26 protein-coding genes and 1 tRNA gene are annotated in these 23608 nt (G+C 65.5%); 12 read left to right on the forward strand and 15 right to left on the reverse strand.

Features of this window, described 5'->3' with window-relative positions; translation table 11 throughout:
• Nucleotides 1-224: 224 nt before the first annotated feature.
• On the reverse strand, nt 225-602 hold the full coding sequence (locus IP69_RS18955; RefSeq protein ID WP_054144397.1) for a DUF2147 domain-containing protein: 378 nt from the start codon (nt 600-602) through the stop codon (nt 225-227).
• A 132-nt stretch (nt 603-734) separates the two neighbouring features.
• On the opposite strand from IP69_RS18955, the gene IP69_RS18960 reads away from it, so the two are divergent.
• Nucleotides 735-1136, forward strand: a complete 402-nt coding sequence (locus tag IP69_RS18960; RefSeq protein WP_054144398.1) for a DUF2177 family protein — start codon at nt 735-737, stop codon at nt 1134-1136.
• Here IP69_RS18960 and IP69_RS18965 read toward each other — a convergent pair.
• From IP69_RS18965 to lipB, 3 genes are all read right to left on the reverse strand, one after another.
• On the reverse strand, nt 1098-1712 hold the full coding sequence (locus IP69_RS18965) for a hypothetical protein (RefSeq protein ID WP_054144425.1): 615 nt from the start codon (nt 1710-1712) through the stop codon (nt 1098-1100). The two genes, IP69_RS18960 and IP69_RS18965, sit on opposite strands and share 39 nt — an antisense overlap.
• Nucleotides 1713-1792: 80 nt before the next feature.
• A complete protein-coding gene (locus tag IP69_RS18970) occupies nt 1793-3400 on the reverse strand; it encodes a carboxyl transferase domain-containing protein (RefSeq protein ID WP_054144399.1) in 1608 nt (535 codons plus the stop codon).
• Between the two features lie 118 nt (nt 3401-3518).
• Nucleotides 3519-4244 carry a lipoyl(octanoyl) transferase LipB gene (gene lipB, locus IP69_RS18975; protein ID WP_054144400.1) on the reverse strand — a complete coding sequence of 242 codons (726 nt, stop codon included), beginning with the start codon at nt 4242-4244 and terminating at the stop codon, nt 3519-3521.
• A gap of 122 nt (nt 4245-4366) precedes the next feature.
• On the opposite strand from lipB, the gene IP69_RS18980 reads away from it, so the two are divergent.
• From IP69_RS18980 to IP69_RS19015, 9 genes are all read left to right on the forward strand, one after another.
• Complete coding sequence (locus IP69_RS18980) at nt 4367-4636, forward strand: FliM/FliN family flagellar motor switch protein (protein WP_054144401.1); 270 nt, start codon at nt 4367-4369, stop codon at nt 4634-4636.
• 100 nt (nt 4637-4736) lie between these two features.
• A tRNA-Leu gene (locus IP69_RS18985) sits at nt 4737-4821 on the forward strand.
• Nucleotides 4822-5019: 198 nt separating this feature from the next.
• On the forward strand, nt 5020-6426 hold the full coding sequence (gene mgtE / locus IP69_RS18990; RefSeq protein ID WP_054144402.1) for a magnesium transporter: 1407 nt from the start codon (nt 5020-5022) through the stop codon (nt 6424-6426).
• Between the two features lie 147 nt (nt 6427-6573).
• A complete protein-coding gene (locus IP69_RS18995) occupies nt 6574-7509 on the forward strand; it encodes a GH25 family lysozyme (protein ID WP_248306900.1) in 936 nt (311 codons plus the stop codon).
• Between the two features lie 172 nt (nt 7510-7681).
• On the forward strand, nt 7682-8608 hold the full coding sequence (locus IP69_RS19000; RefSeq protein WP_248306901.1) for a GH25 family lysozyme: 927 nt from the start codon (nt 7682-7684) through the stop codon (nt 8606-8608).
• A gap of 109 nt (nt 8609-8717) precedes the next feature.
• Nucleotides 8718-9731: a CorA family divalent cation transporter gene (locus IP69_RS19005; RefSeq protein WP_082359472.1), complete on the forward strand. Its 1014-nt coding sequence runs from the start codon at nt 8718-8720 to the stop codon at nt 9729-9731.
• A 135-nt stretch (nt 9732-9866) separates the two neighbouring features.
• Nucleotides 9867-11039: an isovaleryl-CoA dehydrogenase gene (locus IP69_RS19010; protein WP_054144404.1), complete on the forward strand. Its 1173-nt coding sequence runs from the start codon at nt 9867-9869 to the stop codon at nt 11037-11039.
• Nucleotides 11040-11113: 74 nt separating this feature from the next.
• Nucleotides 11114-12790, forward strand: coding sequence for a DUF262 domain-containing protein (locus tag IP69_RS21565; protein ID WP_082359473.1), 1677 nt, complete (start codon nt 11114-11116; stop codon nt 12788-12790).
• A 5-nt stretch (nt 12791-12795) separates the two neighbouring features.
• Nucleotides 12796-13311 carry a gamma-glutamylcyclotransferase family protein gene (locus IP69_RS19015; protein WP_054144405.1) on the forward strand — a complete coding sequence of 172 codons (516 nt, stop codon included), beginning with the start codon at nt 12796-12798 and terminating at the stop codon, nt 13309-13311.
• Nucleotides 13312-13318: 7 nt separating this feature from the next.
• Here the strand turns inward: IP69_RS19015 and IP69_RS19020 are convergent, their stop codons facing one another.
• The gene (locus IP69_RS19020; protein ID WP_054144406.1) at nt 13319-13501 is read right to left on the reverse strand and encodes a hypothetical protein; all 183 of its coding nucleotides are present in this window, start codon (nt 13499-13501) and stop codon (nt 13319-13321) included.
• The gene (locus IP69_RS19025; protein WP_054144407.1) at nt 13498-13926 is read right to left on the reverse strand and encodes a rhodanese-like domain-containing protein; all 429 of its coding nucleotides are present in this window, start codon (nt 13924-13926) and stop codon (nt 13498-13500) included. Before IP69_RS19025 ends, IP69_RS19020 begins: the two co-directional genes overlap by 4 nt.
• A 110-nt stretch (nt 13927-14036) precedes the next feature.
• Between IP69_RS19025 and IP69_RS19030 the strand changes: the two genes are divergently transcribed.
• Nucleotides 14037-14747, forward strand: a complete 711-nt coding sequence (locus IP69_RS19030; RefSeq protein ID WP_054144408.1) for a DUF599 family protein — start codon at nt 14037-14039, stop codon at nt 14745-14747.
• Nucleotides 14744-15013 carry a DUF3253 domain-containing protein gene (locus tag IP69_RS19035; RefSeq protein ID WP_054144409.1) on the forward strand — a complete coding sequence of 90 codons (270 nt, stop codon included), beginning with the start codon at nt 14744-14746 and terminating at the stop codon, nt 15011-15013. Before IP69_RS19030 ends, IP69_RS19035 begins: the two co-directional genes overlap by 4 nt.
• Nucleotides 15014-15053: 40 nt before the next feature.
• Here the strand turns inward: IP69_RS19035 and IP69_RS19040 are convergent, their stop codons facing one another.
• From IP69_RS19040 to crcB, 9 genes are all read right to left on the reverse strand, one after another.
• Nucleotides 15054-15842, reverse strand: coding sequence for a YdcF family protein (locus tag IP69_RS19040; RefSeq protein ID WP_054144410.1), 789 nt, complete (start codon nt 15840-15842; stop codon nt 15054-15056).
• Between the two features lie 69 nt (nt 15843-15911).
• Nucleotides 15912-16436: a lysozyme inhibitor LprI family protein gene (locus tag IP69_RS19045; protein WP_197279964.1), complete on the reverse strand. Its 525-nt coding sequence runs from the start codon at nt 16434-16436 to the stop codon at nt 15912-15914.
• 52 nt (nt 16437-16488) lie between these two features.
• Entirely contained in the window at nt 16489-17109 is a 621-nt protein-coding gene (locus tag IP69_RS19050; RefSeq protein WP_054144412.1) for a glutathione S-transferase, read from the reverse strand.
• A 142-nt stretch (nt 17110-17251) separates the two neighbouring features.
• A complete protein-coding gene (locus IP69_RS19055) occupies nt 17252-19252 on the reverse strand; it encodes an acetyl/propionyl/methylcrotonyl-CoA carboxylase subunit alpha (RefSeq protein ID WP_054144413.1) in 2001 nt (666 codons plus the stop codon).
• Between the two features lie 261 nt (nt 19253-19513).
• A complete protein-coding gene (locus IP69_RS19060; RefSeq protein WP_156323546.1) occupies nt 19514-19882 on the reverse strand; it encodes a hypothetical protein in 369 nt (122 codons plus the stop codon).
• Nucleotides 19883-20240: 358 nt separating this feature from the next.
• Entirely contained in the window at nt 20241-20930 is a 690-nt protein-coding gene (locus tag IP69_RS19065) for an HAD-IA family hydrolase (protein WP_054144426.1), read from the reverse strand.
• A 77-nt stretch (nt 20931-21007) separates the two neighbouring features.
• The gene (locus IP69_RS19070) at nt 21008-21502 is read right to left on the reverse strand and encodes a hypothetical protein (RefSeq protein ID WP_054144415.1); all 495 of its coding nucleotides are present in this window, start codon (nt 21500-21502) and stop codon (nt 21008-21010) included.
• A 155-nt stretch (nt 21503-21657) separates the two neighbouring features.
• Nucleotides 21658-23043 (reverse strand): RluA family pseudouridine synthase, encoded by a 1386-nt coding sequence (locus IP69_RS19075; RefSeq protein ID WP_054144416.1) that lies wholly within the window; start codon nt 23041-23043, stop codon nt 21658-21660.
• Entirely contained in the window at nt 23040-23423 is a 384-nt protein-coding gene (gene crcB, locus IP69_RS19080) for a fluoride efflux transporter CrcB (RefSeq protein WP_054144417.1), read from the reverse strand. The genes IP69_RS19075 and crcB overlap by 4 nt, the downstream gene beginning before the upstream one ends.
• Nucleotides 23424-23608: the final 185 nt, after the last annotated feature.

Here is a 23608-nt window from a genome sequence, read left to right on the forward strand (position 1 = left end):
GCCCGAGGGCTGCAGAACCACGGGGGGATGCGCAAACAACAGGCTCGTCCAGACTTGAGAACACCAACGTCAGTCCGGAACCGTTACAGCGAAATCGATAGTCAAACGTAAAGATCGATGCCGCGTTTTGGGCGCATCGATGCGCAGCGGCCACTTGACCCGTCACGCTCCGGCGCGCAGCGCCTCGGCGGCCGGCCGCTGGTTCGATCGTCGACCCGCCCGCCCTACTCCACCGGCGTCCAGGTCACCGTCTTGCAGATCACACCGACGATGCAGCCGCGTGTGGACAGGCCGTCGGGCTTGACCGTCAGGGTCATGGCGAAGCGGCGGTTGCGCTTGGGATCGAAGGCCTCCCCCTTGAGCGTGTCGGCCCCCTCGGGCTTCAGCGTCAGCACCAACCGGTCGCCGACCTCCTCGCCGCCGCTGGTGTCCTTGATCCAGACATTGGTGGCGCAGATGTCGCTGCCGCAGGGCGCGATCCGCACGCGGGCATTGCCGTCGTCGCGCAGCCAGACGCCGCTGGGGTCGGGGCTGTTGGAAAGCGCCGGCAGAGGCGCCAGAAGCGCCAAAATGAGGGTCGGAGCAGCCAGGGTCGGCTTCATGGTCGGTTCTCCCAATCGGTCTGGCCTGTCGATACGCTGCTTCCGTCGCAGCGGTTTCACGATCACGCGGAATGTGATCCCCCCGGGCACCGGGGGCGTAGGAAGCACCAGACCCGCAACCGGAGACATGCCTTGAAAACCATCCTGATCGCCTATGCCGCCGCCGCCCTTGCCTTCCTCGCGGTCGACGCGGTGTGGCTTTCCACCATGGCCAATCTTCTGTACCGGCCGCTGCTCGGCGACATGCTTGCGCCCCAGTTCGCGCTGGCGCCCGCCGTGGCGTTCTACGTCATCTATATCGGCGGCATCGTCTTCTTCGCCATCCGTCCGGCGCTCGTGACGGGGCGGCTCGCCACCGCAGCGCTCCACGGCGCGGCGCTCGGCTTCGTCGCCTATGGCACCTATGACCTCACCAACCACGCGACCCTACGCGACTGGCCGCTCATTATCACGGTCGCCGACATGATCTGGGGCACGCTGCTGACGGCCTCGGCTTCAGTCGCGGGCTTCGCCGCCGCCCGGCGCTTTGGCTGAGGCGACTTCCGCATCGGCCAGCAGCGTCGAGAAGGTGAGCGCGGTGAAGGCGGTGAGCCCTCCCGCGCTCAGCATGTTGAGGCGCAGCAGCGCCGCATACTCGGCCGCGCTGTAGATGCGGCTCGGCGCGCCATAGGCGTCATGGAACAAAAAATACGCCAGGAAGCAGAAGCCGGCGAGCGGGAAGGCCGCGATCCAGCGCTCGGACGGCCGGAAGATCAGCAGCGCCAGCACGGCGCAGGGAATGAGGAATATCTCGACGCCCGAGGCGACGCCGAACACCTTCGCCGAAAGCAGCGTGTTGGCGATGCCGGCTATCGGCAGCAGCGCCCGGCCCAGCACCGTGTTCCAGCGCGAGAGCGCCGGCACCGCCAGGAAGAACGGCGTCGACAGGAAGGTCCAGGCGGTCGGGCCGATCTCGGGACCGACCGACCAGTAGAAATACAGCGGGTAGAAGGGCTGGTTGGAGGCGACCAGCAGGGCAATGAAATTGGCCGTGGCGACGCGCGGATCGGGATGATGCGCATAGGCCCTGAGCGCGGCCATGCCGTCCGTGAGCCAGGCGGGAAGCGACATGATGAGCGGCCTCGTGCAGCGGCGACGTTTGCTCATCTACGGCGCGAGAACGCGATCGGGTCACCTCTTCCGTTAGGGCGTCACATCCGGAACACGCCGAACTTCGTCTCCGGCACCGGGGCGTTGAGGCAGGCGGAGAAGGCCAGTGCCAGCACGCGACGGGTCTCCGACGGCAGGATGATGCCATCGTCCCAGAGCCGGGCGGTGGCGTAATAGGGCGAGCCCTCGGCCTCGATCTTGTCGCGGATCGGCGCCTTGAAGGCCTCTTCCTCCTCGGCCGACCAGCTCTTCCCTTCCGCCTCGATGTTGTCGCGCCTGACCGTGCCGAGCACGCTCGCCGCTTGCTCGTGCCCCATCACCGAGACCCGCGAATTGGGCCAGGAGAACAGGAATCGCGGCGAATAGGCCCGCCCGCACATGCCGTAATTGCCGGCCCCGAAGGAGCCGCCGACCAGCACGGTGATCTTGGGCACGCGGGCCGTGGCAACAGCCGTGACCAGCTTGGCGCCATCCTTGGCGATGCCGCGTGTCTCGACATCGCGCCCGACCATGAAGCCGGTGATGTTCTGCAGGAAGAGCAGCGGAATCCGGCGCTGGCAGCACAATTCGATGAAATGCGCGCCCTTCAGAGCGCTCTCCGAGAACAGAATGCCGTTATTGCCGATGATGCCGACCGGAATGCCGTGGATGCGGGCAAAGCCCGTGACCAGCGTCGTGCCGTAGAGCTTCTTGAACTCGTCAAATTCCGAACCATCGACCAGCCGGGCGATGACCTCGCGAATGTCGTACTGCTTCTTGAGATCGGTCGGGACGACGCCTTCGAACTCGGCGGGGTCGTAGAGCGGCTCGGCCGCTTCAGCGATGTCGATGTCGGGCCGCTTCAGGCTGTTGAGGTTGAAGGCGATGCGGCGCGCGATCGCCAGCGCATGGCTGTCGTCGCCGGCATAATGGTCGGCAACGCCCGACAGCCGCGCATGGACATCGGCACCACCGAGATCCTCGGCGCTCACCACCTCGCCGGTCGCGGCCTTCACCAGAGGCGGCCCCCCAAGGAAGATCGTGCCCTGCTGCTTCACGATCACGGTCTCGTCCGACATCGCCGGGACATAGGCGCCGCCGGCCGTACAGGAGCCCATGACGACCGCGATCTGCGGAATCCCCTCCGCCGAGAGCGTCGCCTGGTTGTAGAAGATCCGGCCGAAATGCTCCTTGTCGGGAAAGACCTCGGTCTGGTGCGGCAGGTTGGCTCCGCCCGAATCGACCAGATAGATGCAGGGCAGCCGGTTCTCGCGGGCAATCTCCTGGGCGCGGAGGTGCTTTTTCACCGTTATCGGGTAATAGGTGCCGCCCTTGATGGTGGCGTCGTTGCAGACGACCATCACCTCGCGCCCGGCGACACGGCCGATGCCGGCGATCATGCCAGCACCATGGACATCGCCCTCATACATCCCGTACGCCGCCAGCGACCCGATCTCGAGAAAGGCAGAGCCTGGATCGAGCAGGCGCAGCACGCGCTCTCTGGGAAGAAGTTTTCCGCGGGCGGTATGGCGCTCGCGCGACTTCTCATTGCCGCCGAGCGCAGCCGCCGCGCGCCGTGCCTCGAGTTCGGCGCGCAGCCCCGCCCAGGCTTGGCGGTTGGCCTGCGTCTCGACCGAATTCAGATCGACCTTGCTCTCGATGACCGGCACGGCGCCCTCCCAGGCGAAATAGGCTTGCCCGGGTTATGGCGCGGCGCGGCGCAAACGCCAACCGGCGACGATGCTCACAAGGGTCGGGGCAAACCGCCCCGCGCGCCGAAGCCGGCGCTCAGCCGGCCGGCGCGGAGACCGTCGGCCCGAAGATGCGCTCGAACTCCCGTCGCAGCCCGACATCCACATCCGCCATCGTCAACGGCAGGCCGAGATCGACCAGCGAGGTCACGCCATGCTCGCTGACGCCGCAGGGCACGATCCCGTCGAAATGCGACAGCTCCGGCTCGACATTCAGCGAGATGCCATGAAACGAGACCCAGCGTCGCACGCGGATGCCGATCGCGGCGATCTTGTCCTCGGCCATCGCGTGCCCACCACGCACCGCCTTCTCCGGCCGGCGCACCCAGACGCCGACCCTGTCCTCGCGCCGCTCGCCCTTGACGTTGAAACCGTCGAGCGTCGCGATCAGCCAGGATTCGAGCGCCGCGACGAAGCGCCGAAGGTCCGGCTCGCGCCGCTTCAGATCGAGCATGACATAGGCCACGCGCTGGCCCGGCCCGTGATAGGTGAATTGCCCGCCCCGGCCGCTGCGATGCACGGGAAAGCGCTCGGGCGCGATCAGATCGGCGTCCTTCGCCGAGGTGCCGGCGGTGTAGAGCGGCGGATGCTCGACCAGCCAGACGCGCTCGGGGACCAGCCCGTCGGCGATCAGCCCGGCACGGCGCTCCATCTGCGCAACCGCATCGTCATAGCCGACGAGGCCGTCGGCCACGACCCATTCGACCGGCGCGCAGCCAGCCTCGCTCCGGAACAATTCGGCGAGCGTCTCGCGGGTCTTCACTGCGCATTAACCCTGTTGCGACCAACCTCGGGACTGAGGATGCGGCCCGCCTCATGCTCCCCGTTCGGAGAACAGGCAAGTTTCGTTGGTCGAATGTTGAAGTAGGGTTTCGGAGGCACGACTTGAAGGCCGATCTTGATCTCGTCCCCGTCGAACTGACCGTCGTCCTGGGTTCCGCCCGGATGCCGATCTACAAATTGCTGCGCATGGGCCGCGGCGCGATCATCGAACTCAATGCCAGCGAGACCGACGAGGTCCAGATTCTCGCCAACAACCACCCCTTCGCCAAGGGAATCGTCGTCGTCAGCGGCTCGAGGATCTCGGTCGAGATCACCCAGATGCTCAAGCGACCGACCGTCTACAGCCTGCAAAGTGTCGCTGCGGCGGCCTGACCGCCTTTTCCTGCGCAGGCCCCTTGTGGCGAGGGATTCGATTTGCTAGACCCGCGCCGCTCCGGAGTTCACCGCGTCAGCGCGGATTGTCGGAGCCGTCGCGGTCATGGCGGAATTGGTAGACGCACTACCTTGAGGTGGTAGCGGGGAGACCCGTGGAGGTTCGAGTCCTCTTGACCGCACCAGATTGGGGGCTTCGGCCCGGCGAACGGCGATCCTTCGGGGTCGCCGTTCGCGTTTGGGCCCACGAGCTTTTTATCCCCGATCGAGCGTGCTGCATTGCAACGGCGGGAGGCCGCTGACACAAGGGCGTCAGGCACGGCACCGAATCCTAGGGTTCGGCCGCATTCCTTTTCCACCATCGCAAAGCGCGGAGCGGGCCCATGACGGACACCGAAAAGGCTCCGGGCGAAACGCTCGATCGTCCGATCCGCGACGAGGACGGGGCGATCGACGCCGGCCTGGTCGAGCAGGTCTCGCAGGCGCTGGCGCTGTCGGATCTGACGACGCTGCGCGACGTCGTCGCCGACATGCACGAGGCCGATCTCGGCGCGCTGCTCGAGGCGCTCGACCGCGATGAGCGCACCCGGCTGATCTCGCAGCTTGGTCGCGACTTCGACTTCACCGCCCTGACCGAGGTCGACGATTCGATTCGCGAGGAGATTCTCGAGACGCTGTCGGCCCAGACAGTGGCCGAAGGCGTGCGCGACCTCGACACCGACGACGCGGTCTACATCCTCGAGGACCTCGACGACGCCGACAAGAAAGAGGTGCTCGACCGCCTGACCCCGGCCGAACGCATCGTCCTGCAGCAGGGCCTCGACTATCCGGAGGACAGCGCCGGCCGGCGCATGCAAAGCGAAATCCTCGCCGTGCCGGCCTTCTGGACGGTCGGTCAGACGATCGACCATCTCCGCCAGACCGACAACCTGCCTGAACGGTTCTTCGAAATCCTCGTCGCCGACCCCGCTCATCACTTCGTCGGCTCGGTCCCGCTCGACCGGCTTTTGCGCACGCAAAGGCCGGTGGCGATCGCGACCCTCGTCGAAGAGGACAGCCGTGCCGTGAAGGCGACCGACGACATCGAGGACGTGGCGCGCCTGTTCCAGCGCTACAATCTCATCGCTACGCCCGTCATCGACGATGCCGGGCGGCTCGTCGGCGTGCTCACCATCGACGATATCGTCGATGTGATCGAGGATGCGGCCGACGACGACGTCAAGCAGCTCGGCGGCGTCAATGCGGACGAGGAACTGTCCGATCCCGTTCCCAAAATCGCCCGCAGCCGATTCAGCTGGCTCATTGTCAACCTCGGCACGTCGTTTCTCGCCGCCGCCGTGATGAGCCTGTTCGAGGCGCAGCTGTCGCAGGTTGTGGCGCTGGCCATTCTTGCGCCGGTGGTGGCCAGCCAGGGCGGCAATGCCGCGACGCAGACGATGACGGTAACGGTGCGGGCGCTCGCGACCCAGCAGCTCGGCTCCTGGAACCTGCGCCGCTTCCTCACCCGCGAGATGATCGTCGGGATGATCAACGGCGTCGGCTTCGCGCTGATCACCGGCGGCGTCGCGGCCTTGTGGTTCGGCAGCCAGGGTCTTGGCGTCGTCATCGCCATCGCCATGGTGCTGAACCTGTTGGCCGCCGCCCTGGCGGGTGTCGCGATCCCCGTCATCCTCGATCGCCTGGAGGTCGATCCCGCCATCGCCTCAGGCACCTTCGTCACCACGGTGACCGATGTCGTGGGCTTCTTCTCATTCCTCGGCATCGCCGCGATCTGGCTGGCGCATATCTGAAGAGCGCCGGTCCGGTCGCGCCCTGTGGTTCGACGTGGCTGGACGCCACCGCGTGGGCGCCCTGCGCCCGATCAGGCGAAAAGCGCGACAGCGTAAACGCGCCGTCAAGTTTTCTCCACGATCTTGCGCGATATGAACCGTCGTCGCATGAACCTCTTCAAGCCAGCATCCTGTCTCGCCGCCGCCGCTCTCGCGGTCCTTGGCGGCTGCGTGGCCATGGAGGGGCATTACCCTGCCAAGGGCGATGCCCGTCCCCATCCCGGCGTGGCGCAGGCCCATGCCTACCCGATCCATGGCATCGACATCTCGCGCTGGCAGGGCGACATCGACTGGACGGCCGTCAAGGGCGCCGGGACCCGCTTCGTCTTCATGAAGGCGACGGAGGGCGGCGACCATGTCGATCCCGCCTTCCAGCGCAACTGGGAGGGGGCGCGCCGCGCCGGCATTCCGCGTGGCGCCTATCATTTCGTCTACTGGTGCCGGCCTGCCCATGAGCAGGCGATCTGGTTCAAGCAGCATATCCCCAGCGACCCCGACGCGCTGCCGCCGGTTCTGGACGTCGAGTGGAACGGCCACTCGAAAAGCTGCCCGAAGAAGATCGATCGCAATCTCGCGCTGGAGAAGATCCAGCTGATGCTGACCGAGCTCGAGCAGCTCACCGGCAAGAAGCCGATCATCTATACCGACATCACCTTCCACAAGGACGTGCTCGAAGGGCAGTTCGACGATTACCCCTACTGGATCCGCTCGACTGCGGGACTGCCGGAGACACGCTATAACGGCCGGCCCTGGGAATTCTGGCAGTTCACCACGACCGGCCGTGTGCCCGGCATCAAGGGCGACGTCGATCGCAATGCCTTCTTCGGCAATGAGGGCGAGTTCATTGGCTGGCGCACCGGCGAATTCGACATCGGCACACGCCGCTGGGACAAGCAGAAGGGCGTGCCGCCCCAGCCGAGCCCCGGTCCCGAGCGGCCGGCGGCTCCGACGCCCTCGCCGGTGGTGGCGCGCATTCCCGGCAGCGTCGCCCCTGTCGCCTCGTCCTTTCAGCCGCCCGACGACGAGGTCGCCGAGACACAGTGACAGGTCATCGCGCCGGCTGTCAGACGCAGGCGTTATCACCGGCACGCACCGGACCGCCCCTCCCCGGTTAACCAAAGCTGAAACAAGCAAGGCGCATTGGCGCCAAATCTAACCGGCTCTTAACCGCCACCGCCGCAATTCGACGGACGACGCAAGGAGTGAGGAGATGCCGGTGCGATCGAGGATCTTGAAGCGGGCTGCGCTTGGCGCCCTGGCGCTGTGCGGCCTGCTGACCGGCCTGGCCGCCCCTGCCGCCGCCCTCTACCCCAAGAAAAGCGATGCCTCGCCCCATCACGGCGTGCGCGATGCGCGCCGCCAGGCGATCCAGGGCATCGACATTTCGCGCTGGCAGGGCGAGATCGACTGGGACAAGGTCAAGGATGCCGGCACCCGCTTCGTCTTCATGAAGGCGACGGAAGGCGGCGACCATCTCGATCCGAACTTCAGGCAGAACTGGGCCGGCGCGAAGAAGGCCGGCATCCCGCGCGGCGCCTACCACTTCGTCTGGTGGTGCCGCCCGGCGCGCGAGCAGGTCCGCTGGTTCAAGCGCCACATCCCGCGCGACCCCGACGCGCTGCCCCCCGTGCTCGACGTCGAATGGCAGAACGGCTCGCAATGTGCCCGCAAGGTCTCGCGCGAGGATGCGCTGGAGAAGATGCGCATCATGCTGGCCGCCCTGCATGAGCACACCGGCAAGAAACCGATCATCTACACCGACATCAATTTCCACGAGGACATCCTCGAGGGGCAGTTCAACGACTATCCCTATTGGCTGCGCTCGACCGCCGCACCGCTGAAGCATCGCTACAAGCGCGAGCAGTGGGAGTTCTGGCAGTTCACCACCACCGGCCGCGTGCCCGGCATCACCGGCGACGTCGATCGCAATGCCTTTTTCGGCAGCGAAAGCCAGTTCGCGGCCTGGCGCGAAGGTCGCTTCGACATCGGTACGCGGACATGGCACGGCAGCGGCCCGCTGATCGCGGGGCGCAAGCCGCCAGCGACATCCGCGGGCTCGCGGGCGACCAAGGCCGCCGGCGGCGCGGCGCTGCGTCCCATCCCGCCGGCGCGAATCCCGCAGCGCACCGCGCAGCGCGACTGACACGATGCCGCCCCGCACCCGCGACCAGGCCTAGCGGTACTGTCATCGAAACGTCACGAGGCGGGCGCAGGGCTCGCCGCTAGACTCACCCGCATCGTTCAGCATCCCGATGACCTCCCCGCTCGCCATCGCCGCCGACGCCCAGTCCCGCATGGGCATGGTCTGGGCCTATCGCTTCGATGCCGACGGCGCGCCGCTGCTGGTCGAGCGCGAAACCGTGCCCCCGGTCGATCCGGCCGAGGGGTTCGTCTGGATCCATCTCGATCTCGTCCACAGCCGCGCCAAGGCCTGGGTCGCCGAACAGCCCTGGCTGCCGGCCGAGGCCGAGGAGATGTTCATCTCGCCCGAGAGCCATCAGCGGCTCGATCATTCCGCCGATTTCGTCTGGGGCGTCTCGCATGATCTGGTGCGCGACATCGCGGCCGATACCGACAGGGTCGGTCCGCTCTACTGGATCGTCGGCGCGCGACTGCTGCTGACCGGGCGGCGCGACGCGCTGCAATCAACCCGCCTCGCCGCCGAAGCGCTCAACCGCGGCGAACCGGTCGAGGATTCGGTCGCCCTGTTCGAGCAGATCATCGAATACATCATCGACGATGTCACCAAAGCGGTCGTCCGGCTGATGGAAGAGACCGACGATGTCGAGGATCACGTCCTTCAGGACCGCTTCGACGAAGCCCCTGCCCGTGTCGGCTCCGTGCGCCGCATGGCGGTGAGGCTGAGCCGCCAGCTCGGCGGACTGCATCTGTTGTTTCGGCGCTTTGCCGAAAGCAATTCCGGCCGCAAGGCGCCCGAGGCGGTCAAGGCCGCCGCAGGGCGCCTGCTGCAGCGCATCGAAGGGCTGCATCACGACGTCCAGTCGGTGCAGGACCGGGCAAGGCTGCTGCAGGACGAGATGAGCGCCCGCACCGCAAGCCAGACCAACCGCCAGCTCTACGCACTCTCGATCCTCACCGCGCTGTTCATGCCCGCGACCTTCATCACCGGCCTGTTCGGCATCAATGTGAAAGGGCTGCCCTGGATGGAGCAGGATCTCGGCGCGGTCTTCGTCGCGTTGACCTGCGTCACCGCCGCGCTCCTGACGCTCATCCTGCTGCGGCGGCGCGGCGTGATCGGCGGCTGACGACGATCCGTTCGCGGCCCTGCGCGCCGATGCCAAACCAAGGTCGCATCCGCGCGCGCTGACTTGGGCGCCATCCGCGCTATAACCTCCCTAACCGCCGCGCGCCCGACGCGCAGGCCCACCGGGAGGTCCACCATGCTCGCCAACGCGCCGCGCCCCTTCAATTTCGATCTCGGCGAGACCGCCGACGCGATCCGCGACACGGTCCATGCCTTCGCGCAGGAGAAGATCGCCCCGCGCGCCCAGGAGATCGACGCGACGAACCAGTTCCCGCGCGATCTCTGGCCGCAGATGGGCGCGCTCGGCCTGCACGGCATCACGGTGAAGGAGGAGGATGGCGGCGCGGGGCTTGGCTATCTCGAGCATGTCGTGGCGATCGAAGAGGTCTCCCGCGCCTCGGCCTCGGTGGGCCTGTCCTACGGGGCCCACTCGAACCTCTGCGTCAACCAGATCGCCCGCAACGGCAGCGCTGCCCAGAAGGCGAAATACCTGCCCAAGCTGATCTCCGGCGAGCATGTCGGGGCGCTCGCCATGTCGGAGCCATCAGCAGGTTCCGACGTCGTCTCGATGAAGACGAAGGCGATCAAGACCGGCGACCGCTACGTCCTGACCGGCAACAAGATGTGGATCACCAACGGGCCGATCGCCGAGACGCTGGTGGTCTACGCCAAGACCGACCCCGAGGCCGGCTCGAAAGGCATCACCGCCTTCCTCATCGAGAAGGGCATGAAGGGTTTCTCGACCGCCCAGAAGCTCGACAAGCTCGGCATGCGCGGCTCCGACACCTGCGAACTGGTGTTCCAGGATTGCGAGGTGCCCGAGGAGAACGTGCTCGGCAGCGTCGGGCGCGGCGTCAATGTGCTGATGTCGGGGCTCGACTATGAGCGCGTCGTGCTGGCGGCCGGGCCGCTGGGGATCATGCAGGCGGCGCTCGACGTGGTCATGCCCTATGTCCATGAGCGCAAGCAGTTCGGCCAGTCGATCGGCCAGTTCCAGCTCGTCCAGGGCAAGCTCGCGGACATGTATGTGATGATGAACGCCTGCAAGGCGTATGTGTATGCCGTCGCCAAGGCCTGCGACCGCGGCGAAACCACGCGCGAGGACGCCGCCGGCGCCATCCTGATCGCCGCCGAGAAGGCAACCCAGATCGCGCTCGACGCCATCCAGCTGCTCGGCGGCAACGGCTACATCAACGACTACCCCACCGGGCGCCTGCTGCGCGACGCCAAGCTCTACGAGATCGGCGCCGGCACCAGCGAGATCCGCCGCATGCTGATCGGCCGGGAATTGTTCGAGAAGACGAGGTGAATTTCAAGATGGACAAGCGTACTATTTTGGAACGCTTGATTGTAATTCGAATCACATCGTGACGCGAGGTGTCTATGGAAGCCCGGAACAGGCCGCTCAAAGAATGGTTTCCGCGCATCTCTCTCGGCCAGATCAAACTTCCACGATTTCAGCGTCACGAGTCGTGGGGCACTAAACAAGTCGAGGGCCTATTACAAAGCGTCGTTAGTCAGCTTCCTGCGGGATCGGTTCTCACGCTCGAGGTCGCGGGTCCGGAGCCTTTCGTTTCACGGTACCTACCAAATGTCGAAGTGCCGAACCCGGAGCGCGTTACTGAACACCTATTGGACGGCCAACAACGATTAACAGCCTTGTGGAAATCGCTGACAGACCAATATGATGATAGGTTTTATTTTGTAAATCTCGAACCGGACTCAGATATAGATTCCGATTTTACAATAACGGGAACCAATAAATACCTTAAAGGCGGCCAAATATATCCTCAGTGGATACACGACCCACTAGCGATCTGGTCGCGGAAACTGATTCCTGTAAATCTACTGGCTCCAACCAGCGACTCCGAGACACGAGCCCGGACATGGGCCAAAGAAGCGAGCAACAGTAGCGCTGAAATACAAATCGAATTAATGGACAAAATTAATACTCTTCGTAATCTTTTTGCGAATTTCAATATACCATTCCTGTCGCTACCTAGCACAACAAAGCCGGCGGTAGCACTAGATGTCTTTATAAGATTAAACACATCTGGAACACCTCTTGCTCCATTTGATATTGTTGTTGCTCAAGCTGAAGCCGCCACGGGTGAATCGCTTCATAACAGAATTGCGCAACTAAAGAGCGCAGTTCCAGAATTGGAAAAATACTCGAATATCGAAGAAGCAATTTTGTCTATCGCTGCGCTTTTTCTCGACAAACCGCCTGTCCGCCGGACCTTTTTAGAGCCAGAGTTTGCTGCTAAGCTAATAACTAATTTCTCGGACTTACAGCGCGGAATACAACGCGCTATTGCAATATTAGAAGAAGAGCGAATTTATTCAGAAAAAACGCTCCCCACAGAAATAGCGTTTCACGTTGTTGCAGCAATATGGGCTAAGCATCCAGTGAAATTAGACAACGAAGGAAATCTACGGATAATCAGCAAGGAGTATCTGTGGAAAGGATTCTTGACGAACCGATATGAAAAAACAGGATCGACGAGAGCCCTTGCTGATCTAAAGCAGATAACACAATATTTTTCTGATAATGATAAATCCAAGGTCGAAATTTTTGACGAGAGATTCTACCCGCTCCCCGACGAATCGACACTAATATTGGCCGGATGGCCGGCGCGTAGCGATAGGCTAGCCCGTGCCATACTGGCTCTTTCGCTTCGGACTGGGGCCTATGATTTTGCTGATGGGAGTGAGATTTCACTTCGGAATCACGAATCAAGAGAGCTTCACCATCTGTTCCCAAAAAACTTCATCTCGGATCAACCGGCCTCTTTGATAAATAGAGCACTGAATTGCGCATATATTTCACAGCCTACCAATCGCACAATATCCGATAAGGGTCCTCAGCTATATCTCTATGATCGAGTTGAAGCATCGACACTCGGAGAGACCGAGGTGAAGAAACGAGTTGAGTCCCACCTTATCCCATACAGTGAATTCATGGGAAAAGATTATGGATCATTCTTGACCAGTCGAAGTGAAATAATCAGCTCGTCCATCGCAACGCTGTTTAAAGCTTTCGAGGGGAAAGTGGGATAGCCTAAATGCCCCTCTACTTCGCCTACGGCCTCAACATGGACCCCGCCGGCATGGCGCAGCGCTGCCCGCGCTCGAAACCGCTCGGGCTGGCCCGCCTGCCGCGCCACCGTTTCATCATTACCCGCGACGGCTATGCCTCGGTCATCCGCGACCCGCGCGAGGAGGTCCATGGCGTGCTCTGGGATTGCGCGCTGGCCGACATCCGCAGCCTCGACAAGTTCGAGGAGCTGGCCAGCGGGCTCTACGTCAAGATCAGCCAGCCGGTGATCTTAGCCGGCGGCGCCAAGCGCTCACTGGTCTATATCGGCCGCTCCGGCGAGGTCGGCCGGCCCAAGCCCGGCTATATGGAAACCGTCATCGCCAGCGCCAAACACTGGGCCCTGCCAGAGAGTTATGTAGCCGGCTTGAATCGCTTTCTGAAGCATCCGACTCTGGATGTGAAGGCGTTGATTCCTCGTGCCACCGATCTGCCGCCGGGACCGGTCAAGGGCGTGCGACCTCGCGCGCTGGCGCCGAAGTGAGCGGCCGTCATTTCCACAACAGCGCCGCGAGGCGGATCGCGATCACCAGCGCAAAGCCCAGGATGATCGTGCCGACGATGCGGTGACGCTTCGCCCGGTCGGGGAATTGCCGGTTGAACAGCCGGACCAGCGGCTTGCGGAACAGAAAGGCGACGACCAGCAGGACGACGACGACGTTGACGGGGCTCACGCGGTGCCTTTCGACGCCGTGTCGCTCGGCTCGGCTGCGTCGAACGGCGCACCGGCCTTCTTCCAGGCGCCAAAGCCGCCGGCCAAGTGCGCCACGGGCTTCAAGCCCATCGCCTGCGCCGTCTGCGCCGCCAGCGCCGAGCGCCAGCCGCCCGCGCAGAAGAACACGAACTGCTTGTCCTCCTGGAACACCGGCTTGGCATAGGGGCTCTCGGGATCGATCCAGAATTCCAGCATGCCGCGCGGGCAATGGAAGGCCTCGGGCATCCGCCCTTCCCGCTCCAATTCGCGCGGATCGCGCAGATCGACGAAGACGACGTCGTCGCGACCCAGCAGCGCCCGGGCGTCCGCCACGCTCAGCGTCGTCACCACCGCCTCCGCTTCCGCCAGCAGCGCCTTGTAGCCCTTGGTGATAGTCTGCGGCATCGCGGTCTTCCCTTCGAAACGGACGGCACCGTGGCCAGAGTCCGGCCCTGCGTCAATCGCGCCTTGCGGCTGGCAGCCCCGCGCAGCACTGTGCCCGCCGGAGGCAGGGCATGATCGGATTCGGAACTCTCGACATCATCGGCATGGTGTTCTTCGCCGCCGCCTGGATCGGCTACCATTTCGCCGTCGAGATGGGGCCGCATGCCGGCAAGAGCCTGAACATGCGGATGAATCTGCGTCGGGCCCGCTGGATTCGCGAGGCGATGTGTCGCGATAACCGCATCGTCGACACGCAGATCATGAACGGCCTGCAGAACGGCACGGCGTTCTTCGCCTCGACCTCGCTGATCGCGATTGGCGGCACGCTGACGCTGCTGCAATCGACCGACCGCGTCGTGGCGCTGTTCTCTGATCTGCCCTTCGGCAACGTGCCGACCCGCGCTGCCTGGGAGATGAAGGTGATCGGCCTGGCGCTGATCTTCGGCTACGCCTTCTTCAAATTCGCCTGGAGCTACCGGCTGTTCAACTACTGCGTGATCCTGCTCGGCTCGCTGCCCCCAGCCAAGAACCACGAGCCGGAGGATGCGCAACGCGCGGTCCATGAGGCGACCGAAATGAACGTCGCAGGCGGCAGGCATTTCAACCGCGGCCAGCGCGCCTTCTTCTTTGCGCTCGCCTATATGGGCTGGTTCCTCGGGCCGACCACCTTCATCCTGTTCACCGGAGCTGTGCTGGTGGCGATGTACCGACGACAATTCGCCTCGGACGCCGCCCGCGTCTTCCGCTATCCCGACACGACGCAGGCAACGCCCGAACCATGACGACGCCAGACGAGACCGAATTGGAAGCGACGATCCTGGGGCTGACGGCGCAACGCGGGGAAGGCAAGACCATCTGCCCCTCGGAAGCCGCCCGCGCGCTCGGCGGCGACCATCCCGACGGCTGGGGTCCGCTGATGCAGCCGATCCGCCGTGTCGCGGTGCGCCTGATGAAGGAGGGCAAGCTGGTCATCACCCGCAAGGGCAGGCCCGTCGATCCGGATGATTTCCGGGGAGTCTATCGGTTGAGGATGCCGGGGGGCGAATAGCGAATGGCGAGGAAGCTCTCCGTCCATTCGCCATTCGCCCCTACGGCCCGGGAAACAGCGCATCCGTATAGCCCGCCAGCCAATAGGCGAGCAGACCGACCCATTCCTTGAAGCCGTCATCGGCGATCGTGAGGCCACGCGCTGCGCGCATGTAGGGCCGGACGAAATCCTTGGAATCGCCCTCGGACAGGAAATCGACCGGGAAGGCCTCGACCGTGAAGCCGGCCCTGCGGAAGACACCCATGGAACGCGGCATGTGCCAGGCCGAGGTGACCAGAAGCCAGCGCTCCCCGGGCTTCGGATCGACCAGTCTGCGTGTAAAGACGGCGTTCTCCAGCGTATTGCGCGATTTGTCCTCGAACAGGAGCCGTTCCTGCGGAAGCCCGAGCCCGGTGAACAGGAGCCGCGCCCCGTCGGCCTCGGTCGTCGTCACCGGCGAGATCAGATGGCCCGCCCCGCCGGTGAAGACCAGCCTGGCCTGCGGATGCAATCTGGCGAGTTCGACCCCCTTGGTGATCCGCGCCCCCGCCGAAAGCAGCACGACATCCTCCCGAGCGATGCCGATCGGCCCTCCCAGAACGATGATGCCGGCCACCGGGCCCTTGGCTGCATCCTGCTGCGGAAACCGGTCTTCCAGCGGCCGCACCACGAGGCGCGGCAACGGGCTGAAGGCCATCAGCACCAGCGCCAGCAGCGCCGCAGCGCCGAGCCAGCGCGCCGGGCGGGCCAGCCGCGTGAAGGACAAGATCGCAGCCAGGCCCGCCAGCAGGATCGCCAGGTTCACCGGCGAGAGCACGAACCAGACCAGCTTGGAGAGCACGAAGAACATGGGCAGCTTTCTGCGGCAGCGGCGAGCGACCGCTTCTAGCCTGCGAAAGCTGACAGCCTGCTAACAGGATCAGCGAATGATCTGCGGCGGTTGCGACGGACGCCGCGTCGGGGCCTGCCGCATCGTAGTGCGTTCCAGCTCCAGGGTACGTGACGCGACCTCGCGCAGTTCGCAGCCCGCCTGCCGGCCGAGTTGCAGACCCTCGCGCTGTGTCGAGCCGTAGAAGGCGCATTTCTGGGCGATGAACCCCTCCCAGGACAGCTGCAGCGCCACCAGCCGGCTGCGCTGGCCGGCATCGAGGGCCCGGCCGCTCTGCTGGACCGCCTGAATCAGGCGCTCGCGCCAGACCGCCTCTTCGCGACGCGCACAACCGACCTCCGCACCGCGACGATCCGTGCTGGCGGCCCCGACGCAGGCGACCGCGATCGAGCCGATGCAGGCTGGAGTTCCGGCCCGGTTGTCGCGCAGGCAGGCCGACAACTGCGCCCGGTCGGCGGCGAGCGGCACGGGCGCCTGCGCCAGGGCCGCTCCAGGCCCCCATAACGGCAAGGTGACGCCAACCACCGACAGCAGCGCAAGACGAAATCTGGTCATGGCGGGCATCTTGGCACCGATCGCGCGCCGATCAAGGCAGCTCGCGATCATGTCAGGTGACAGGCAGGACAAGCGCGGGCTGCGCCGCAGGCCGCGCGAAAATCGCCTCGTACCAGCGCTCGACATGCGGCCGTGCGACGCGCTCGACCGGCATGTTGAGCCAGCGATGCGCCCCGCAACCGACCGCAATGTCAGCCATGCCGAAACGCTCTCCCGCCAGAAAGCCGCGGTTGGAAAGGTGCTGGTCGAGGATCTCCATCAGCTGCTCGGCTTTGGCGACGCTGGCTTCGATCTTCGCCGGATCGGCATGTTCGGGCACCTTGCGGACAAGGCCCCACAGCAGCGGCATCAGCGCCGGCTGCAACGCGGACTGCATCCAGTCCATCCAGCGGTCGGCATCGGCGCGGCGCGCCGGATCCTCCTCCCAGATCCAGCCCGCGCCATAGCGCGCCGCAAGATAGCGCACGATGCTGTTGGACTCCCAGATGCAGACCTCGCCATCCTCCAGAACCGGAATCTGGGCATTGGGGTTCTTGGCCAGGAACACCGGCTCGCGCAGCCCCCCGAAAGCGCCGCCGCAATCGATGCGCTCGAAGCTCTGGCCGACCTCGCCGGCGGCCCATACCACCTTCTGGACATTGATGGAGCTGATGCGCCCCCAGATCGTCAGCATGGTCGATGGTCTCCGTTGCGGCCCTTGGAGGAAGCTTGCCCATAAGCCGTCAATCCGGACAAGCCGCGAAGCGGCGTCTTCGCTGCGCTCGCCCGCAATGACGACAGGGGCAGCGGACGACGGTGGGTGTCCCGAGCGTTTCTCAGGCGAACTCCATGATCACCGCATCGACCGCCAGCGATTCGCCTTCCTTAGCCAGGATCTTGGACACCGTGGCGTCCTTCTCGGCGCGCAGCACGTTTTCCATCTTCATCGCCTCGACCATGCACAGGGCCTCGCCGGCCTTGACCTCCTGGCCGACGGTGACCGAGATCGCCTTGACCACACCGGGCATTGGGCACAGCAGCACCTTGCCGGTGTCGGCGGCGACCTTCTCGGGCATCAGCGCGGCCAGTTCCGCCTCGCGCGGCGTCCGCACGATCGCATCGGCATAGGCCCCCGCATGGCCGAGCGCGAAACCGTTCAGGATCGCGCGCAGCTGAGCGGCAACCGCCACCCCGTCCAGCGTGCCGCGCCAGACCGGCTGCCCGGGGCGCCAATCGCTGACGACGGCCAGGCTGCGAGGCCCGAAGGCGATCACAACCGCCTCGCCCTGCTCCGTGACCTCGCCTTCGAATCGCTCCCCGCCGAGAACGACGACCCGCGTGCGCTCGAAGGACACCCTGCGCCAGCCCTCCATCTGCGCGCTGACATGGCGCTTGCGCTGGTTCAGCCTGTGGTCGCAGGCGATCGCGATCGCCGCCATCCGCAGCGCGACCTCGCCTTGCGGGACCGGCAGCGAGAAGCCTTCCGGAAATTCCTCGGCGATGAAGCCGGTCGAGAGATCGCCCGCGATCCAGCGCGGGTGATGCATCAGCGCCGAGACGAAGGGGATGTTGTGGCGGATGCCGTCGATCGCGAAGGCATCGAGCGCGCGCGCCTGCGCCTCGATCGCGGCCTTTCGCGTCGGCGCATGGGTGACGAGCTTGGCGATCATCGGGTCATAGTGGATCGAGATTTCGCCACCCTCGAACACGCCGGTGTCGTTGCGCACGGTGGCGTCGCCATCGGCGCCCTCGGCCGGCGGCCGGTAGGTCACCAGCCGCCCGATCGACGGAAGGAAGTTGCGTGTCGGGTCCTCGGCATAGACCCGGCTTTCCACCGCCCAGCCGTTCAACGTCACATCGGCCTGCGTCAACCGCAGCTTTTCGCCACAAGCGACGCGGATCATCTCCTCGACGAGGTCGATCCCGGTGATCATCTCCGTCACCGGATGCTCGACCTGGAGGCGCGTGTTCATCTCGAGGAAATAGAACGACTTGTCCTGGCCGGCGACGAACTCGACCGTGCCGGCGCTGTCATAGTTCACGGCCTTGGCCAGGGCGACCGCCTGCTCGCCCATCAGCGCCCGCGTCACCGCGTCGAGCAGCGGCGACGGCGCCTCCTCGACGACTTTCTGGTTGCGGCGCTGGATCGAGCATTCGCGCTCGCCGAGATGGATCACATTGCCATGCTTGTCGCCGAGCACCTGGATCTCGATATGGCGCGGATCGACAATGAACTTCTCGACGAAGACGCGATCGTCGCCGAAGGAGGACGCCGCTTCAGACTTCGCCCGCGCGAAGCCCTCGGCGACCTCCCCGGCGGAATGGGCGATGCGCATGCCCTTGCCGCCGCCGCCGGCCGAGGCCTTGATCATGACGGGGTAGCCGATCTCGTCGGCGATGGTCACCGCGTGCTCGGGGCTCTCGATGATGCCGAGATGCCCGGGAACGGTCGAGACTGATGCCGCGGCGGCGGCCTTCTTCGATTCGATCTTGTCGCCCATCGCCGCGATCGCGCCCGGATTGGGGCCGATAAAGACGATGCCATTGTCCTTGAGAGCCTGGGCGAAGGCCTCGCGCTCGGAGAGAAAGCCGTAGCCCGGATGCACGGCTTCCGCGCCGGTCGCCTTGCAGGCAGCGATGATCTTGTCGATGACGAGGTAGGATTCGGAGGCGGCGGGCGGGCCGATATGAACCGCCTCATCGGCCATCTCGACATGAAGGGCGTCACGATCGGCGTCGGAATAGACCGCCACTGTCTTGATGCCCATGCGCCGCGCCGTCTTGATGACCCGGCAGGCGATCTCGCCGCGGTTCGCGATCAGGATCTTCGAGAACATGCGTGGCGCCTCCCCGGCCGTCGATAGCCCGGGCATGCCGGGGCCCGCGATCGGACCCCTTTTCGGCGACATGCCCTGAATTTCCAGTTAGAGCATGTCGGATGAAACCGGCTACCGGTTTTTCGCACAGCCCCGAATCGCGAAACCCGAACCGATGCGCCTGGCGGGCGCTCCGATCCGGATCTGGGGTGTAGGGGACGCCGTAGGCGGCGTCCACCGATGCGAAAGTTGGTGATCGAGGGATCGATGCGCGCCGAGCCGTCAGCTCGCGAGCAGCACCCGCTCGGGCCAGAAGCGCGCGGGCTTGGCATGGCCCTTATCGAGTGCGAAGCCGATCAGCGCCTCGTCGCAGCGCTCCGCCTCGCGCACGATCTCGAAGGCGATGCGACGGGCGGTCGGCGTCGGGCCTTCGCCGGCCGACAACGTCGTTACCAGCCACTGCGCCTTGTCGCGGTCGATGACGCCGGTCGGCCGGTTCTGCCAGACCGCGAAATCGACGACCAGCGCGACGAGATAGTCGGCGAAGGCCTCGCCATGCGCGGGCACGGCCCGATCGAGCGCCACCAGCACATCGATCACGTCGCGCGTCAGAACGCTTTCGTTCAGAATGTCACGCTGGAGAAGACGCACGTCTTCATCATCGATGACCAGACGATCCATCACACGGTCAACGAATTCGCGGAGCTCATGACCAATCATTGTTCGACCCCTGTCCGGCGTTGTTTTGTGCCGGTACGTTCCTGCTGTGGGAACACCATGGGTCGAGACCCGCCATCAGGTGGTTAACGCCCAAACCTGAACGCGTGTTCAGGTTAAACGGCCCTGAGCGGACGTGGTTGCGAGGATGTTACTCTGAAGGACAGCGACCTGCTGCGTCGGAGCGTCATTCTCGGGCGAGCGAAGCGCAGACCCGAGAATCTCGTGACGGAAGAACTGGTTTCCGAGATGCTCGGGTCAAGCCCGAGCAGAGGTCAGACGACGCCGCCGGTCAAACCCGCTCGCCAGCCGCGAGCGTAGCCCGCAAACCCAACACCCCGGGCAGCTCCGGGAAGTTGTCGAGCACATGCCGCGCGCCCAGCGCGACGAGATGCGCGACCGGCTGGAAACCCCAGGAGACCGCGACCGGCACGACGCCGGCGGCCCGCGCCATCTCGATGTCGAACGAGGCGTCGCCGACCATCGCGGTCCGCTGCGGCGCCGCGCCGGTCTCCGCCAGCGCCCGCAGGATCATCCCGGGATGCGGTTTGGAGGGCGCGTCGTCGGCGGTCTGCACGGTCGCAAACAGCCCCTCCCAGCCATGGCGCGCGATGATGTAGTCCGCTCCGCGCCGGGATTTGCCGGTGGCGATGCCGAGCTTGACGCCGGGCGTTTCCGCCAGTGCCGCCAGCGTCTCGGCGACGCCCGGAAAGAGCGGCTCGTCGAGGGCGGAGTCGATCTGCGCCTGCTGCCGCATCGCCCCGAAGACCTGCTTGTAGGTCTCGGCCAAGGCCGCATCCGGCGCGGGCAGCCCGCCAAGCCGCATCAGGGCGATGTCGAGTGTCAAGCCGACCACGCCGAGACCTGCCTCGCGGCCGGGATGGACGAGCCCATGCCGGGCGAAGGTCTCGACCTGCGCGGCAAGCAGGATCGCCTCGGAATTGATCAGCGTGCCGTCGAGATCGAAGATGATGAGGTCCATGGCGGCGCTGTAGCCCGGATCGCAGGCGCGATCCACTGCGCTGCGGTCATGGCTCGAACCACCAGCCCCGCACGTGTTCAGCTACGGGCCTCGCGGGCACAGGCCTCGACCGCCTTGCGCAGATCCTCGCCATCCAGCCCTTTGCCGCGCGCATCCTTGCGGCATTCGGCGCGCTGGGCGAGATCGGGGCGCTTGGCGTTGAAGCAGGCAATGAGCGCCGCCGTCCGGGTCGAGCCCGCAAGGTTCTGGGCGTCGATCTCGGTCTTGCAGGCCGCCCGCGTCGCCACGGCCGTCGGCTTGCCGTCTCGCGTCAAGCCGTCGCGGGCATAGAGCTGAACGCCGGGGAACTTCGCCTGCATGCAGTCGCGCATCGCGGCCCGCAGATCGTCGCCGGAGAGCGCGACATGCTCGGCCAGGCAATCCTGCCGGGCCTTGGCGCGCTCAGTACGCGGCACGGGCTCGTCGGCCGCGACCGAAGCGACGCGCGAAGCCGGCGCAACGGGGCTCTGCGCAAAAACAGGCATGGAAGTGGTGAAAGCGAGGCCGGCCAGCAGGAAGGCGAAACGGATCATCGGAGCACCTGCGCAAAAGAGTGATGGGAACAAAAAGAAAACATAATTCCTTTTGTTCCGCAATCGTTCTCTTTCGTCATTCACGGGCAAAGCGAAGCGCAGACCGGAGATTCGCTCGCAGGAGAGGCTCGGGTCGATCCCGAGCCTCACGAGGATCACTCGTCGGGCGCGTCCACGATCGGGTCGTAATGCGCGTCCTCGAAGCCGAGCAGGTTCCAGGACTGGCGCATATGGGGCGGCAGCGGCGCGCTGACATCGATCGTGCCCTTGCCGCGCGGATGCGGCAGCACGATGCGCCGCGCCAGCAGATGCAGCTTGTTCTGGATGCCGCCGGGCAGCTCCCAGTTCTTGATGTTGAAATATTTCGGATCGCCCACGATCGGATGGCCGATATGGGCGGCATGCGCGCGCAACTGGTGGGTGCGCCCCGTCACCGGCTTCAGCGAGAGCCAGCCGAGCTTCTGCGCGGCGGTCTCGACGACGGCGTAATAGGTCACCGCATGCATCGCGCCGTCCTCGCCATGCTGGGCCACCGCCATGCGCTGGTCGCCGTCATAGGCCTCCTCGCGGGCGAGATAGGTCGAGATCCGGCCCTGGCGCACGCGCGGCACGCCGGCCACCAGCGCCCAGTAGACCTTGCGAGCCGAACGCGAGCGGAAGGTCTTGGCCAGCGTCGCCGCCGCGAAGCGCGACTTGGCGATGACAAGGCAGCCGGCCGTGTCCTTGTCGAGCCGGTGGACGAGGCGCGGCTTCTGCCCGCTCTTGTCGGTCAGCACGTCGAGCATCTGGTCGACATGGCGCGTCGTGCCCGAGCCGCCCTGGACGGCGAGCCCCGCCGGCTTGTTCAGGACGATGACGTCGTCATCCTCGTAGAGCGTGATCGAACGCAGGAACCCCAGCGTGTCGTCATCGGCCTTGAGCGAGCGCGGCCGGCTTTCCTGCGGCTCCAGCTTGAGCGGCGGGATGCGCACCGTCTGGCCCTCTTCGAGCCGGTCCTTGCTGTCGGCGCGCTTGCCGTTGACGCGCAGCTCGCCCTTGCGGACGATGCGCTGGATATGGCTGAAGGAGAGCTGCGGAAAGCGGTTCTCGAGAAAGCGGTCGATCCGCATCTCGTTTTCGTCGGCGCTGACCACGAGCTGCTGCACGCCGGTGGCGAGCACCTGCGCCGTCTCGGCCTTGACCTCGGCGCGCGTCGGCCCCTCGCTGACCGGCGCGCGGCGCGCGGGAGCAGGTCTGGCGGCAGGTTTGGCAACCAGCGGAGCAGCAGGCTTTCGCGGCCCGGCCGCACGCGGCACGGGGTGGTGCGGCGCCGGGTTGCGCGTCGGCTCGGTGCGGATCTCCGCCTCCTCGCGCTCGGGGCGTGGCCGGGCCGAGGCCTGCGCCGAGCGACGCGCGTCATGGCTCGGGCGCCTGACCTTGCCAGCCGGCCCCTTGCCAGCCGGTCCTTTGCCCGCCGTTCCCCTGCCACCTGGTCCCTTGCCACCGGGTCCCTTGCCACCAGCCCTGCCGCCGCTGCCGGCCTTGCTCCCACCAATTCTCATGACAGGCTCCGGACGAATGCGAGGCCGGCGAACAGCGCCGCCAGCGAGAGGACGACCGAGCCCACAACATAGGTCGCGGCGAGCCCGGTCTCGCCGCGCTCCCACAGCAGAACCGCGTCGAGCGAGAAGGCCGAGAAGGTGGTGAAGCCGCCGAGCACGCCGGTGGTCAGGAACAGCCTGGCATGCTGCGACCAGCCGGCTTGCGTCTTGAAGGCAAGCCAGCCGGCGATCAGCCCCATCAGCGCGGACCCAAGCACGTTGATCAGCAGCGTGCCAGTCGGAAAGCCACTGCCGAACCAGCGCGGCGAGACGAGATTGACGCCATGCCGCAGCATGCCGCCAATACCGGCGCCCAGGAAAACGAGAAGAGTGGAGGTCATCGCCCTGCAATAGCCAGCGCATCGCCTGCGCACAAACGAAATCGGGCCCTTGCCGCATGGTCGCCAAGCTGAGAGGTGTAGCGGAAGCGTCTTGACGCTGGGGCCGGGGGGCACGGAACGACATGCGGGAGGGCGCGCAGGAGGCGGCTTGTGCCGGCGGGGCAAGGGCGCGACGCGCATGCCGC

The sequence above is a fragment of the Allobosea sp. AAP35 genome (assembly GCF_001295925.1).
Classification (GTDB): Bacteria; Pseudomonadota; Alphaproteobacteria; order Rhizobiales; family Beijerinckiaceae; genus Allobosea.

What these genes read in the sequence shown, in the direction of transcription:
- IP69_RS19055 (WP_054144413.1), bottom strand. Translation starts at nt 19,252, where the DNA reads ATGTTCTCGAAGATCCTGATCGCGAACCGCGGCGAGATCGCCTGCCGG.
- IP69_RS18995 (WP_248306900.1), top strand. Translation starts at nt 6,574, where the DNA reads ATGAACCTCTTCAAGCCAGCATCCTGTCTCGCCGCCGCCGCTCTCGCG.
- IP69_RS21565 (WP_082359473.1), top strand. Translation starts at nt 11,114, where the DNA reads ATGGAAGCCCGGAACAGGCCGCTCAAAGAATGGTTTCCGCGCATCTCT.
- IP69_RS19050 (WP_054144412.1), bottom strand. Translation starts at nt 17,109, where the DNA reads ATGCTGACGATCTGGGGGCGCATCAGCTCCATCAATGTCCAGAAGGTG.
- crcB (WP_054144417.1), bottom strand. Translation starts at nt 23,423, where the DNA reads ATGACCTCCACTCTTCTCGTTTTCCTGGGCGCCGGTATTGGCGGCATG.
- IP69_RS19005 (WP_082359472.1), top strand. Translation starts at nt 8,718, where the DNA reads ATGACCTCCCCGCTCGCCATCGCCGCCGACGCCCAGTCCCGCATGGGC.
- IP69_RS19015 (WP_054144405.1), top strand. Translation starts at nt 12,796, where the DNA reads ATGCCCCTCTACTTCGCCTACGGCCTCAACATGGACCCCGCCGGCATG.
- IP69_RS18955 (WP_054144397.1), bottom strand. Translation starts at nt 602, where the DNA reads ATGAAGCCGACCCTGGCTGCTCCGACCCTCATTTTGGCGCTTCTGGCG.
- IP69_RS19010 (WP_054144404.1), top strand. Translation starts at nt 9,867, where the DNA reads ATGCTCGCCAACGCGCCGCGCCCCTTCAATTTCGATCTCGGCGAGACC.
- IP69_RS19065 (WP_054144426.1), bottom strand. Translation starts at nt 20,930, where the DNA reads ATGGACCTCATCATCTTCGATCTCGACGGCACGCTGATCAATTCCGAG.
- IP69_RS19070 (WP_054144415.1), bottom strand. Translation starts at nt 21,502, where the DNA reads ATGATCCGTTTCGCCTTCCTGCTGGCCGGCCTCGCTTTCACCACTTCC.
- IP69_RS19035 (WP_054144409.1), top strand. Translation starts at nt 14,744, where the DNA reads ATGACGACGCCAGACGAGACCGAATTGGAAGCGACGATCCTGGGGCTG.
- IP69_RS19045 (WP_197279964.1), bottom strand. Translation starts at nt 16,436, where the DNA reads ATGACCAGATTTCGTCTTGCGCTGCTGTCGGTGGTTGGCGTCACCTTG.
- IP69_RS18965 (WP_054144425.1), bottom strand. Translation starts at nt 1,712, where the DNA reads ATGTCGCTTCCCGCCTGGCTCACGGACGGCATGGCCGCGCTCAGGGCC.
- IP69_RS19040 (WP_054144410.1), bottom strand. Translation starts at nt 15,842, where the DNA reads ATGTTCTTCGTGCTCTCCAAGCTGGTCTGGTTCGTGCTCTCGCCGGTG.
- IP69_RS19025 (WP_054144407.1), bottom strand. Translation starts at nt 13,926, where the DNA reads ATGCCGCAGACTATCACCAAGGGCTACAAGGCGCTGCTGGCGGAAGCG.
- mgtE (WP_054144402.1), top strand. Translation starts at nt 5,020, where the DNA reads ATGACGGACACCGAAAAGGCTCCGGGCGAAACGCTCGATCGTCCGATC.
- IP69_RS19075 (WP_054144416.1), bottom strand. Translation starts at nt 23,043, where the DNA reads ATGAGAATTGGTGGGAGCAAGGCCGGCAGCGGCGGCAGGGCTGGTGGC.
- IP69_RS19030 (WP_054144408.1), top strand. Translation starts at nt 14,037, where the DNA reads ATGATCGGATTCGGAACTCTCGACATCATCGGCATGGTGTTCTTCGCC.